Origin of the sequence: Dactylosporangium salmoneum, assembly GCF_039532525.1 — a bacterium.
GTDB classification, from domain to species: domain Bacteria; phylum Actinomycetota; class Actinomycetes; order Mycobacteriales; family Micromonosporaceae; genus Dactylosporangium; species Dactylosporangium salmoneum.
The window spans coordinates 46,055-59,446 of the sequence record NZ_BAAARV010000005.1 but is presented as its reverse complement, the minus strand read 5'-3'; the positions used below and the strand labels follow the sequence as shown (position 1 = coordinate 59,446).

Here is a 13,392-nt window from a genome sequence, read left to right as displayed (position 1 = left end):
GCGTCACCCGGCCTTGATCGGGCGGTAGTCGGGCTGCCACACCGCGTCCTGCACCTGCTGCACCGGGTCGGTCAACTCCGTGCGGGCCAAGCCTTCGGCGGCGGCCCGCTCGGCGACCGCGACGGCCACGGTGGCTGACACCATCCGGAGGTTCTCCACGTGCGGCAGCAGCGAGGCGCCCGGCGTGCTCACGTCCACGAGGCCGGCGACGGCTTCGGCGGCGGCCGCGAACATCCCGTCGCTGATCCGCTTCGCCCGGGCGACGATGGCACCGAGGCCGAGACCGGGGTAGAGCAGGGCGTTGTTCGCCTGCCCGATGCTGTAGGTGACCCCTCGGTGGGTGACTGGCGGGACCGGGATCCCGGTGGCGATCAGGCCGCGACCGCCGGTCCACGGGATGAGCTGGTCCGGCATCGCCTCGATGCGTTCGGTCGGGTTGGACAGCGGAAAGATGATGGGCCGGTCCACGTGCCGGGCCATCTCCTTGACGATGTCCTCGGTGAACGCGCCGTGCTTGGTCGAGGTGCCGATCATCATGGTCGGCTTGCTGTTCGCGACGGTCTCCTTGAGCCCGATGCGGCCGTTGCGCTGCCAGGCGGTGACCTCGCCGGCGGGCCGGGCGTACGGGGCCTGGTAGTCACGCAGGTCGGTCATGTCGTCGGTGAGCAGCCCCTGCTTGTCGACACACCAGATCTGCCGGGTCGCCGTGGCCCGGTCCGCACCGTCGCGGACCATCGCGTCGCGGAGCTGGTCGGCGATGCCCACCCCGGCGGTGCCGGAGCCGAAGATCACGATCCGCTGGTCCCGCATCCGGGTGCCGGCCACCCGCACCGCGCTCAGTGCCGCGGCGAGCACGATCGCGCCGGTGCCCTGCATGTCGTCGTTGAACGTGCACACCCGGTCGCGGTAGCGCTCCAGGATCCGCCGGCCGTTGCTCGGCCCGAAGTCCTCCCAGTGCAGCAGCGCGTTCGGGAACAGCTTGGTCGCGGCCTGCACGTAGGCTTCGATGAACTCGTCGTAGCGCCGCCCGCGCACCCGGCCGTGCCGGTTGCCGACATAGTCCGGATCGTTGAGCAGCTCCTCGTTGTCGGTCCCGACGTCGAGCGCGACCGGGATCACCCGGCCCGGGTCGATTCCGGCGGCGGCGGTGTAGACGGCCAGCTTGCCCACCGCGATGTCGATCCCGCCGGCTCCCCAGTCGCCGATCCCCAGAATCTCCTCGGCGTCGGAGGCGACGATCAGGTCCACGTCGTCCGCGCCCAGCCCGGCGTCGGCCAGCGCCGTCTCCACCCGGTCGGGCTCGTTGATCGACAGGTACACCCCGCGCGGGCGGCGGTACTCGTGGCTGTACCGCTTGATCGCCTCACCCACGGTCGGGTCGTAGACGACCGGCAGCATCTCCCGCAGGTGCTCGGACAGCAGCCGGTAGAACAGCACCTCGTCGTTGTCCTGCAGCATGGCCAGGAAGATGTTCTTGTGCAGGTCGGACGGCTGCCGGTGGTACTGCTCGTACACCCGCCGCACCTGGTCCTCCTGCGAGAGCACCGTCGGCGGCAGCAGCCCCTCCAGCCCCAGCGCCGCTCGCTCCTCACGGGTGAACGCCGTGCCCTTGTTCAGCAACGGCGTGTCCAGCACCTCCGCGCCACGTGCCGTCGTGACGTATGCGCCGTTCTCTGACCGGAACTTCCGCTTCGCGGCTACCCGCGTCCCAACGGTCATCGAAACGCCTCCGGTTCCTCTCGGTCGCGCTCGCAAACGCCGGGTTCACTACCCGCCGACGGCCGATTACGCCTCCGGCCGACCGGGCGTGGGCCCGGGTCGCACGCGACCCGGGCCCACGTCGTGGCAGTGCTACAGGGTGTAGTTGGCGAACCTCCCACCCGCGGGGACGTGGAAGATGATGCCCCCGCCGCCGCCACTGGCGGCGCCGCTGTTCCAGCTCGCGCTGTGCATGCTGGGGCTGTTGCCGCCCCAGCCGTTCCAGCCGGGCCGGGCCGCCGTGGTGGGCGGCTTCGGGTTGTGCAGGTCGATCGTCTCCGTCCAGGTGAACGTCTGGCTCTTGGGCCCGCCGGGACCGGTCTTGAACTGGTCGTTGACCCAGTTGCCGACCTGCTCGTCCCACTCGTGGGTGTACCCGCCCAGGAATGGTGCGGTGTGGGTGCCCGAGTTCATGTCGCTCTCGTTCGTGGCGGTGAAAACGACGGTCGCCGTGCCGGCGGCGAGGTCGATTTCCTTGATCTCGCCCGTGACGTCGTACGAGCCGAGGAAGAATGCCGTCTCGTTCGTCATGATGTCCTTGACGAGCGCCTTGCTGCTGAGCGTGTGCGACCAGACCTTCGGCCCCCGGCCGTCGTCCCAGTGCAGCGGACCGGTCCGGGTGTACTCGGGATTGCCCTTGAGGATCTGCTCCGCGATTCCCGCGCGCGCGTCCTGCACCGTGCTGTGCAGCTGCAGTTCGTGGGTCATCGTGTTGTTGTCGTCGAAGAAGCGTTCCTTCGGGCCGGTGCCGGTCGCCCACTCCCAGCCCACGCGGACCGGGCTCGGATCGCTGGGCGTGCCCATGACCGAGGTCTTCACCTGGGTCTCGGCGGAATAGGCGGCGCTCCATGCCCCGCCGTAGTTGCTCGACATGTACGCCAGGCTGCTGTCAACGGCCTTGGCGCCCTTGTCGACCATCGCCATGCCGTTGCCGATCGCCTTGCCACCGAGGTACACGCTGGCCTTCCAGGCCGGCGCGAAGCCCGGCACCTTGCAGATCAGGCAGGAGCCGTCCTTGCCCGACTCGAGGCCGGTCGGGTCGGACTGGGTGATCGGGTTGTTGTCCGCGTAGCTGTAGCCGTTCCAGCTCTGCGGCGCGTTCTGCCCGAAGACCGGGTCGACGCTGATGAACCGGCCGAGTGCGGAGTCGTACTGGCGGGCCCCGATGTGGGTCAGGCCCGTCGGCTCGTTGTCCCCGCCGACGAAGCCGTGCCCCGTCGGCCAGGCGACCGCGGCCCCGCGCGGGGCGCCGTACGGCGTCTGCCGACGCCGGGTGACCGCCTGGTTCCCCGCGGCGACCGAAATCTGCTGGGTGCCCTGGTTGTCGGTGACGAGCCAGGTGAGCGGCGCCCCGGTGCTGACCGTCACGACGTCCTGCCCGGCCCACTGGAAGGTGCGGGTGGCCGACACGACCCCCGTGGTGTTGTTGCGCTGCAGCTCGGTGCCGGGCAGGAAGACCGTCGTGTTGACCGGGTCCTTGCGCACCAGCTGCGCGCCGTCGGCGGCGTAGATGTAGGTGGTGTCCTTGCCCGCCTCCGTGTTCTTGGCCAGCTTGCCCTCGGCGTCCCAGGTCAGCACCTGGGCGGCGGCCAGGCCGGGCCGGCCGGTGGTGTTGCCGGTCGTGTCGTAGGTGTAGGTGTCGGTCCGGTTCACCCCGGGCCCGGTGGTGACGACCGAGCCCACCGCGTGCGGGCGGGCCGAGCCGGGCGCCGGGTAGTTGTAGGTCGCCGTGGTGTTGCCGCCCGTCGCGTACGTCGTCTGCGTCTTGCGGTCGCCGACGGCGTCGAACGTCCACGACTGCCAGTACGGCGCCGGACCGCCGAGCGCCGCGGCCGACGGGGCGGCGGCGCAGTCGCCGGAGGCCGGCGTCCAGGCGGCGGTGAGCCGCTGGACGTGGTCGTAGGTGAAGCACTGCGTGTCGGCGGTCTGCCCCGACGGGGCGTCCGCCAGCTTGACGATGTCGCCGACGTTGTCGAACGTGTAGTTCACGTCCGCCACCGCCTGCGGGCTGGTCTGCCGTACCGTCATCGCCCGCACCAGGCGGCGGGTCGCGTCGTCGTAGGTGAACGCCCGCTGCAGCCAGCTGCCGCTGGTGGTCTGCAGCTGTACGAAGCTGACCTCGCCCATGGCGGTGTAGTCGGTGTTGCTCACGTACTGGCCGATGCCGGGCGAGTTGGTCTGCAGCTGCTCCGGCAGGCCGGTCACGTCGTCGTAGGTGTACGTCAGCGTCTCCGCGCCCAGGCCGCCGACGTTGGGGAAGCCCAGCGTCGCGATCGAGCCGTCCACCTTGTACGAGCGGGTGAAGCTGTACGTGCCGGCGAGGCCGGTCTGCGAGGCGGGGATCGTGTAGTCCTCGCCCGTGGACTGGTACATCGGCGTGTAGCCGCGAACCTTCACCTTGTACTCGTCGGTGCCGACCCAGCGGCTGGCCGAGGCCACCTGCCCCTTGGCTCCGGCGGGGTCGTAGGCCCAGGTCGCGAGCTTCGTCCCCGTGGTGCTGCCGAGGTACAGGCCGGTCTTGCGGCCGATCGAGTCGTAGGTGTAGGCCAGCGTCTGCTGCAGCGAGTCGGTCGTGGAGAGCAGGTCGCCGTTGTCGTCGTAGGCCACGCTGGACGTGCCCTTGTCCGGGTCGGTGCTGCCGGTCTGCCGCCCGAGGAAGTCGAACTTGTACGTCCACACGTTGCCGGCGTTGTCGGTGGTCGACGTCTGCTGGCCCTTGCGGTCGAAGCCGAAGTACTGCGCGTCGAACGTCGACCGGGTGTTGCTGCCGGCGTCGGCCTTGTTGCGGTACTGCCGGACCTCGACCGTGTGCCCGAGCCCGTCGGTGATCGAGGTCGTCGCGGTGCCCCCGTCCGGCGGGACGGTGGTGGTCCGGTCGCCGCCGTACACCGTGGTCGACCGCAGCTTCTCGGCCCCGCTGCTGCTGAACACCGTCGCCGTCGGGCGGCCGGCCCGGTCGTACTCGGTGGTCAGCACCGTCTTCGGCAGCCACTCCGCGATCGTGTACAGCGTCGTGGAGGGCTGGACCGTCGCGTCGAAGTGCGTGTCGGTCAGCGTGGTGCGCCCGGCCGCGTCGTACTTCGTCTCGGTGAACAGCGTGCCGACGTTGCCGTTGGCGCTCGAACCCTGCTGGGTCTGCCGCGGGCGGGTCAGGCCGTCGAACAGGTCATAGCTGGTGACGTAGTTGCCGTTGGCGTTGAGCTTCTGCGTGGTCACCGCGTTCACGCCGCCGGTGTTGCGCACCAGGTACGTGTACGTGGTGCTCGGCTGCGTGGGGAAGCTCGCCTTGGCGTGGTTGGGCTGCCAGACCTTGGCCAGCCGGCCGAGCGGCTCGTACTCCAGATCGGTCCGGCGCCCGTTGAGGTCGACCTGCGCGACGGTGCTGCCCCAGGCCGGCTCGAGCTCGGTGAAGGACGACCAGCCCTGCGAGTCGCTCAGGGTGACCTTGGTCAGCGGCCCGCCGGCGGCCGGCGTGTACGCCTTGTACAGGTGGTTGCCCCGCACGTCGGTGACGTCGTTCTCGCGGCCGTAGGCGTCGTACGCGTGCGTGGCCGTGGTCAGCCAGCCGGTGACCGCGCCCGACGCGTAGGACTCGGCCCGCTCCTCCAGCGTGGTCTGACCCTTGGTCGGGGCCGCGCCCCACGCCTGGTTGTCGAAGCGGCTCCGGGCGATGGAGATGACGTCGGCCTCGCTGCTCGGGTGCTGCCCGCACGGCAGGGCGTACGCCTCGGTCTGGCTGGCCAGGCTCAGCAGGTTCGCCGCGGTGTTGCGCCCGTAGGTGGTGATGGTGCACCGCTCGTCGCCGCTGACCGCCACGTCGCCCGAGTCGGCGGACTGGGTGGGCATGCCGTAGGCGTCGAAGGTGTCGTCGTTGCGGGTCACCCGCCAACCGCCGGCGGCCAGCTTCGTGCCGGCCCACGTGGTGGCGGTGCCGATGTGCCGCGCGTAGGACGTGGTCTGCCCCATGTTGCGCGACGCGGTCGCCGCCGACTGCCACGGCGCCAGCACCTGCGTCGAGATCGGCTTGCTCTCGTCGCCCTCGTACACGGTGGTCTGGCGCAGCGTGCCGCTGAACGCGTTCTCGTCGTTGACCGCCGGCGCGTCCGCGGTGCCGGTGGTGTTCCCGTCGCCGTTGACGTCGATGGCCGGCAGCGCGTTGGTGCGGGTGCCGCCGGCGCCGTTCTGGTCGCCGTACATCCCCTGGAAGAACGTGCTCTCGCTGAGCGTCTCCTTGCCGGATCCGGGCTCGCCGGCCCGCGTGTTGACCTGCCGGTAGCCCCGGAAGTCCGACCAGGTGCGCAGGTTGTCCTTGGTCATGCCGTCGTCGTCGGTGTGCCGCCACGCGGGGGTGCCGACGTACTCGTAGGAGGTGACCTGGTCGGTGCCGCCCCCGGTCAGGTCGGCGACGGTCACGTTGGAGACGAGGTACTTGTGGAAGTACTCCGTCTTGATCGACTTGTCCGGCTGCTGCTCCAGCACGGGGTAGCAGCGCAGCGTGTTGTTCTGCGGCGAGGCCGGCATGCGGGTGCCCACGACGCAGTCGGGGTCCGTGTAGCGCACCGAGATCTTGCTGCCGGTGTCGGTCCAGATGGTGTCGACGCGCATCCAGTTCATCGCCGGCTTGCCGTCGGTGGCGGTGTCCACCCGGTTCGGCAGTTGCTTCCAGTCGAAGTTGATCTCCGGCAGCGAGGCGCTGCCGCCGACCTTGCCGGTGTGGGCGATCGACTCCAGCCACAGCCCGGCGCGGGTGCCGTCGCCCGGGTCGGGGAAGTTGTGGGTCAGCGTCCAGACGTCGACGTCGCGGTAGCCGGACGTGCCGGCGTCCCAGACCTTGGTGGTGATCGACGTGAGCCGCTTGGTGGTCCAGAACGACGGGCTGTGCACCGTCGTGCAGCTCGAGCTCGAGGTGCACGACTGGTCCCACGGCGTGTCCGGCCAGTGCGCCTGGTCGTGCGTGGCGCAGTCGGCCAGGCAGCGATCGGCGGTGCCGAACACCACCCGCATCGGCGGGTTGGTCGCCGTGTTCTCGGTGTCGGTGCCGGAGCGCCGGTCGGTGCCGTAGTCGATGTGGTCCACGGTGCCGCCACGGGTGTACGACACGACGTCGGTGTTGCTGTTGTACCGGCCGTAGTTGTTCGACTCGGTGTTGTAGAAGACCGACATGGTGTTGCCGTAGCGGTCGACCACGTAGTCGAGGTTCCAGCGCCAGGCCTGGTTACAGAACGACGCCACGAAGCCGGACTGGTGACAAGGCTCGCCGGCCTGGTTGCCGGCCACCGGCACAGTGTTCACCGAGTTGGTCGTCTTGTCGGCCGGGGCGGTGCCGGTGTAGCCCGGCAGCCGGTTCAGGCCGAAGAAGAACTGGTTGCCGTCGGCGGTGGTGACCTTCCAGTACTCGTGGTCGTTGTCGGCGTTGACCGTGTCGGTCAGCCGCTCCACCTTCGAGTTGTCGTCGTGCTTGATCCGCCACGCACCGGTCGCGTCGTCCTTGATGAGCTCGCCGCCGGTGCCGTTGAGCGACAGGGTGGCGTTGTCGGTGCCCCAGCAGCGGTCGCCGGAGTCGTTGGCATTGTTGCCGCCGGTCTTGTCATCGGCGCAGGCCTTGTAGGTCCGCTCGATGTAGCCCGGCGCGTACTCGAAGCCCTCGCCCAGCCAGCTCGGCTGGTTGTTGGTCGACTCGTTGCGTCCGTCGACCGAGGACGAGGAGTAGGCGAGCGAGATCGACGGGGCCGGCCCGCCCAGCGACGGGGGTGTGCGCATCGGGTAGTTCCAGGCGAAGTCGCCGGCGTTGCCCCCGGCCGACCAGGTCGACGAGGGCTGCAGCGTGCTCGCGCCGAAGTCGCCGGCGGTGCCCGCGGCGCCGGCGGTGACCGCCAGGAGGCTCATGCCGCCGGCGGCCTGCGCCGAGACGGTCTTGCCGGCTCGGTTGTTGACCGACGCCGGCAGCGTCTTCTCGCCGCACCCGGCGGCGTCCGGGGTGGTGATCGCGCAGGCGGGCAGCTCGACCAGCCTCAGCCGCGACCCCCAGTCACCGCCGTACGCGCCGGCGAAGCCGGAGTAGTCCACGGCGACGTCGGCGCCGCCGGGCGGGGCCTGGACCTGCAGCACGACGCCGTTGCGCCAGGTGCCGGCCTGCTCGGAGTGGGAGAGGGCCGACACGGACACCCGGCCGCCGCCGGCGCCGCCCTTGACCGGCGCGACGGAGACCGGCAGGTGGCCGACCCGGGCCCGCCCGTTCGCGGGCAGCACGGCGTCGCCCTGGCCCGACGGCCAGACCACGGGCGCCGCGCTGCCGCGGCCGGCGCCCTGGCTGAGGTCCGCCGGGCGGGCCTGGGGCTGTACCTGCGTGCCGTGCATCGACTCCATGCCCGGCGGGGAAAGCGGGTCGGCGCCGGTGCTCAGCGCGACCGCGGCATAGACGGTGGCCGACGCGACGACGGTCGCGGTGGTCGCCATGGCGATCCTCCGCAGCCGCGCGCGCGGTCGAGTTCGTTCTGACATCAGGGTCCGTCTCCAACGAATGGGGATACGCGAGAGCCCGACCTCCGCGGAAGGTCGGGCGGGACAAGAGCTGATGCCGGCGAACAGAAGATGCCATGCCGCGCGGTGCCGTGACCGGCCCGTGGCCTGAGAGGAAGCTGCCTGACACCTTCGTCTCAGCTCGGACGCTGTCGCCGCTGCCGGGCGAGCTGGCAATCTACGTCCATGACGCTTCCAACCCTGGTGCGGGCCGCCTTCGCGGCGGGCCTGACGGCGCTGCTGCTGACCGCCGCGGCGGGCTGCGACACGGGCTACGACCCCGCCAAGGCGGCCGCGCAGGAGGAGGCGCTCAAGCGCACCGGCGACGGCGAGCTCGACGCGGTCGGGCTGCCGGACGGCTGGTCGGTGCAGTACCAGTGGACGGGGTACCAGGACCACCACCTGCACTGGACCCGCTACCTCGTGGCGCCGGTCGGCGGCGACGCGGCGGTCGAGGCGTTCGAGGCCCGGCTGATCGACGCCGGCTGGGCGGAGGGCACCAACTGCCAGAACTCCAGCGTCAGCCGCCCGTGCCACAACTACGACAAGGGCGACTTCCATCTGTGGCCGCTGATCGCCTCGTCCGCCAAGTGCCCGCCGGAGGCCACCGGGGAGTGCTCACAGCTGCGGCTGACCATGGGGCTGCAGTAGCGCGATCGTGTTAGGCGGGGTGAGTGCACGGGTAGGGCGATCCCTTCCCGACACTCGGGTGGTGAGTCACGATGCTGCGATCCGTCCTCCTCGTCGCCGGGCTCCTGCTTCCCCCGCCCCAGGCGCAGGCTCCGCCGGCACAGCCGCCGCCGATCACGTCCAACGACCGGGTCTACACGGCCGACCAGACCTCCAACACGGTCACCGTGATCGACCCGCACGCACCGGCCAGCCTGAGACGAATTCGCCCGTCTCGGGGTTGTAGAAGCCCTCGATGCGAAGGCCGTAGCCGGTGCCGGACCAACGGCCGCTGTCGCTGTCCCGCGTGCCGTCCGGGTCGTTCCAGGCTGCGGTGTACGCGGCCGCACACGCCTCACTCGCCCAGCCCAGCGGGTAGAACGTGCTGCCGGCCGACTTCTTGGGCGGCTCGGCCAAGCCGTGGCCGACCAGGATCTCCAGGATCTCGTTCAGCTCGGCTGTGGCCTCCGCGGACAGTGTCAGGTCGCCCCGGCCCACCGCGGTCACCCCGCTCGCCGCGTCCACGTGGAGGTCCTGGAGGTGGAACCGGCCGCCGAGGAAGTGCCCGCCGCTGAGCCAGGCCCGCAGTTCGCCGTCCTCCATGCGCAGGCTCAGGTGGCCGTCCAGGACGTGGTCCGCGGAGTTCTGGGTGATGCCGGCTCCGCCGACGGTCCGGTTGATGAACTCCCGCCCCAGCCGCTGCATCTGCCGGATGCTCGTGGCGGCGTCCGCGCCGCGGCGCATCGCCTCGGCCAGCTCGAGTTGCAGCGTCCGGGCGACGTGGGCGCCCGAACCGTCGCCGGCCGAGGCCAGGCGTGCGATCTCGGCGGACATGTTGAGCATGCGCACCCGCAGCCGGCGCAGGTCGTCGATGACGGCCGTACCGTCGGCGCAGGTGCGCTCCAGCGCCGCGCAGAGCCGTTCCAGGTCGGACACGGCTACAGCGACGCACCGTAGCGGCCGGCGACCTGGGCGACCCGCTGCAGGGCCGTGATCGCCTGCGCGAGCTGCTTTTCGGCCGCCTGCAGCGTGCCGATCATGTCCTTGTCCGTGCCGGTCGCGGTGCCGCCGATGCTCGACTCGATCTCACCGATCTGGCGGCCGAGCCGGCCGCTGAATCCGGCCAGGTTGCTGGCGGTGCTCTTCGCGTCGCGGCTGATCTGGTCGAGCCGGCCCTTCAGCTGGCGTACATCGCTCATTGTCTCTCCAAAGTGGACTCAGCGGGTGAGGAGGTAGGCGACGGCGGCGACGGCCAGGGCCGCAATCACCAGCACAGCGATCAGCCCGCTCCGGCCGCGGGCGCGTGGCGCGGGCTCGGCGGTGGTCGGCTCGGCCCGCACCGCGACCCGGTCCGCCTCCACGGCGACGCGCAGCGCCTCGTAGTCCTGCACGTGCCGGGCGTGGGCCTCGGGGATCGCCGCTTCCGGGTCGGACGGCTCGTTCGGTCGCGCCGATTCGGCCGCGAGGTCACCGAGCAGCCGGCCAGCGGCCCCGCCGAGGAGCCGCTGAGCCTCGGCGCAGCGCCGGTCCACATCGCGGGCCAGCCGGTCCATCCGGGCCAGGATGGCCTCCTCCGTCTCCTGCGCGGCCAGGCGGGCCTTGCCCTGCGCCGCCCGGACCCGGTCCGCGGTGCCGTCGAGCGCCGCCACGGCACGGTCGTAGGCGGTCAGCGCGGCGAGGTACTCGTCGGTCTTCATCGCGCCTCACCCGTCCCACTCGACGCGCAGCAGGGCGCGCGCGGCCCGTGCGTCCAGCGGTGCGGCCGGGACGAGCACCTCGTGGCCGGCGTCCCGCGGCGCCCACAGCAGCGCCCGGTCATCCGCGCCTCCCCAGGTGAGCCCCGGACCGACGAGGTCCATCAGGCTGCGCCCGTCCATCCGCAGCGCGACGAGGCTCGCCGGCATGGTGGCCTCGCCGTGGCCGCGCTGCCGGCTGAACGCGCCGGCGCTGGCCCACCAGGCGAGAACGTGCGTTCCGCGGTTCGGGCCGTCGGCGAGCAGGGCCTGCAGGGCCTCGGCGGGCGACTCGGGCTCGTCGAGGCTCGCCGGGCGGTCCAGGTCGACGCTGCGGTCCAGACCGAAGCCGATCACGTAGCGGGTGACCCCGGCGCCGCCTTCCCGCATCGCGGCGGCCGCGGCGACGACGGCCGCGCCGTTGCGTCGTTCATTGTGCACCTCAGGGGCGAAGCCGAGCCGGTTGAGCAGGTCCACCAGCGCGCTCGTCGTCTCGCCGTACGTCACGGGGTCGAGCAGGTCGAAGATCGTGAACTCGGCGTCCCCGGCCGGGTGTTGCAGGGCCAGGGACACGGCGGCGGCCTGCAGCATGCCGATCGCCGATGCCTCGCCGGCGCCGACGATCGCCAGGTGCCGGCCGGGCTCGGAGCTCAGCACCGAGGTGGCCTCGGGCACGCCGAACGCGACGAAGCGGCCGAGCAGGGCGGCCCGGCTCGCGCCCGCACGGCGGCGCAGGCGCAGCAGCTCGCCGACGAAGGTGTCCAGGCCGGGCCGGCGGCGCCCGTCGAACACCTCGGGCGAGCGGCGCCCGGCGTGCCAGCGCCGCCACGCGCCGGTGCGGATCGCCGCGACGGTCTCGTCCCCGGCCCACGCCGTGACGAACCGCAGGTTGTCCTCGCGCCGGCCGAAGCCGTGGTTGATGATGGCCTCGCCGCGGTAGCGAAGCTCCGCCGCCGCATCGTTGTGCTGATCGAGCGTGGCCTGCGACTCGATCCGCGAGTTGCGCAGCGCGAGCCGGGTCGGGAACTGCGCGAACACGATGTCGGCCTTGGGGCCCAGCGCCGGAATGTGCGAGACGGCCTGCGAGGCGAGCACCACGTGGATTCCGAACCCACGGCCCATCCGCACCAGCTTCTCCAGCTGCGCGGCGGCCCGCTCCGCGATCTCGTCGAGCTCCTCGAAGAGGACCTGAAACTCGTCGATGACGAGGATCAGCCGCGGCATGCGGGTGCCCGGCTCCCGGGCTCGAAACGTCGGGTAGGTGCCGTCGTGGCGGCGCAGCGCCTCGGCCCGCACGGTGAACTGGTCGACGAGGTGTTCGATGACCGAGAGCGCGTACGCCCGGTCCGCCTGCACCCCGACCAGCCGGGCGTGCGGCAGCCAGTCCCGCCCGTCGGCCCCGGCGAGCGGGAAGAACGAGACGCCCTCGCGCATGTCCAGCAGGTACAGTTCGACCTCGTCCGGTCCGTAGCGGGCGACCAGGCCGTGCACGAGCGCCTGCAGCACGTTGGACTTGCCTTGCCCGACCGCGCCGGTGACGAGCATGTTGTGCCGCTGGGCGATCGAGTCACCGAGGCTGATCTCGACGGTGTCGCGCCCGGCGCGGCCGATCGGCACGGTGATCCCCCCGGCGGCGCTGCGCCCGTCCGGGCCCTCGCCGGCGAGCAGATCGGCCAGGGGCAGCACCGGCGCGGCGCCCTTCTGCGCGGCCCGGCCGATCGCCTCGGCGAGCCGCTTCGCCTCGGCGTCGCCGGGTGGCGGGTCGAGCCGGATGGCCAGCTGCGGCACGGTGGTCCAGGTGACGGTCGTACCGATGGTCAGCGTCTCGGCCGACGCGTCCACCGCGACCGCGGGCTCGTGATGCAGCAGGATGCTGATGCCGTAGCGCGGCCCGTCCCGCATCAGGCTCAGGAGGCTGGCCTGTGCCTGTTCGCTGAACGCGTCCGGGAAGTCGAGCACCACTATGAGTCGGTGCGGCTCGACCGGCAGGCCCGCCCGGCGCGACAGCTCGGCCAGGCTCTCCGCGTTGCCGCGCACCAGGCCGGCGATTCGCTGGTGCACCTCAACGAGCCGGGCGAGCAGCGCCTCCACCTCCTGCCGGTTCGTCGCCGGTGGCTCAAGTAGGGGGTCGTCGCTGCGGCCGAGCACCGCGAACGGCGCGTGCAGTGCGCGTAGCCGCGGATCGACGACCGCGATCCTGAGCTGGCCGAGGCCGGTGGCGGTGAGCGCGCGCAGCACGATCGTCTGCAGCACGCCGGCGACGGAGGGGTGAGCGGCGTCGCCGACCACCCGGACGTTGCCCTGCCCCAGTAGCGGCAGCAGCACCGGCGGCGGCGGAAGGGCCGCGGCGCCCTTTGGTGAGCGGCCCACGCTGCCGATCCGGACGTGCCCGGCGACGTCCAGCAGCCCGGCGGCGCCGCCCAGCTCCGGCGGCGGTCCGGCCTGGTCGGCCCCGGCCAGCGCCCGGGCCGCGGCCCACACCTGCGCGTGCGCGCGCTCCCAGCGGGTCTGGGCGCCGGAAACGGCCTGCCGGACTTCGGCACTGCCTGTGCTGTCGAGCCGCTGCCGCTGCGTCGCCGCCCGCGACCGGGCGCCCGCGCGGGCCGCGTCGAGCAGTCCCCGCACCCGGCCGGCAGACGCCCGGAACCGTTCGGCGGCGGCTTCGGTCCGCCCGGCCAGGTCGGCCCGCGCGGCGCGGCCCACGGCCGGAGAG

7 protein-coding genes are annotated in these 13,392 nt (G+C 71.9%); 1 reads left to right on the top strand and 6 read right to left on the bottom strand.

The features are described 5' to 3' along the window. Positions 1-3: 3 nt before the first annotated feature. A complete protein-coding gene (locus ABD352_RS03000; RefSeq protein ID WP_344610623.1) occupies positions 4-1,719 on the bottom strand; it encodes an NAD-dependent malic enzyme in 1,716 nt (571 codons plus the stop codon). A gap of 132 nt (positions 1,720-1,851) precedes the next feature. Continuing rightward, positions 1,852-8,214, bottom strand: coding sequence for an RHS repeat domain-containing protein (locus ABD352_RS02995; protein ID WP_344610622.1), 6,363 nt, complete (start codon positions 8,212-8,214; stop codon positions 1,852-1,854). Positions 8,215-8,463: 249 nt separating this feature from the next. Between ABD352_RS02995 and ABD352_RS02990 the strand changes: the two genes are divergently transcribed. Continuing rightward, on the top strand, positions 8,464-8,928 hold the full coding sequence (locus ABD352_RS02990; protein WP_344610621.1) for a hypothetical protein: 465 nt from the start codon (positions 8,464-8,466) through the stop codon (positions 8,926-8,928). Positions 8,929-9,129: 201 nt separating this feature from the next. Here the strand turns inward: ABD352_RS02990 and ABD352_RS02985 are convergent, their stop codons facing one another. Genes ABD352_RS02985 through ABD352_RS02970 form a run of 4 tightly spaced genes read right to left on the bottom strand, consistent with a single transcriptional unit; the run spans position 9,130 to position 13,382 of the window. Next, on the bottom strand, positions 9,130-9,882 hold the full coding sequence (locus ABD352_RS02985; protein ID WP_344610620.1) for an EndoU domain-containing protein: 753 nt from the start codon (positions 9,880-9,882) through the stop codon (positions 9,130-9,132). A 2-nt stretch (positions 9,883-9,884) separates the two neighbouring features. Then, positions 9,885-10,145, bottom strand: a complete 261-nt coding sequence (locus ABD352_RS02980) for a hypothetical protein (protein WP_344610619.1) — start codon at positions 10,143-10,145, stop codon at positions 9,885-9,887. A gap of 18 nt (positions 10,146-10,163) precedes the next feature. Continuing rightward, positions 10,164-10,643, bottom strand: a complete 480-nt coding sequence (locus ABD352_RS02975; protein ID WP_344610618.1) for a hypothetical protein — start codon at positions 10,641-10,643, stop codon at positions 10,164-10,166. Between the two features lie 6 nt (positions 10,644-10,649). Further along, a complete protein-coding gene (locus ABD352_RS02970) occupies positions 10,650-13,382 on the bottom strand; it encodes an FtsK/SpoIIIE domain-containing protein (protein ID WP_344610617.1) in 2,733 nt (910 codons plus the stop codon). Between the last annotated feature and the right edge of the window lie 10 nt (positions 13,383-13,392).

What these genes read in the sequence shown, in the direction of transcription:
- ABD352_RS03000 (WP_344610623.1), bottom strand. Translation starts at nt 1,719, where the DNA reads ATGACCGTTGGGACGCGGGTAGCCGCGAAGCGGAAGTTCCGGTCAGAG.
- ABD352_RS02995 (WP_344610622.1), bottom strand. Translation starts at nt 8,214, where the DNA reads ATGGCGACCACCGCGACCGTCGTCGCGTCGGCCACCGTCTATGCCGCG.
- ABD352_RS02990 (WP_344610621.1), top strand. Translation starts at nt 8,464, where the DNA reads ATGACGCTTCCAACCCTGGTGCGGGCCGCCTTCGCGGCGGGCCTGACG.
- ABD352_RS02980 (WP_344610619.1), bottom strand. Translation starts at nt 10,145, where the DNA reads ATGAGCGATGTACGCCAGCTGAAGGGCCGGCTCGACCAGATCAGCCGC.
- ABD352_RS02975 (WP_344610618.1), bottom strand. Translation starts at nt 10,643, where the DNA reads ATGAAGACCGACGAGTACCTCGCCGCGCTGACCGCCTACGACCGTGCC.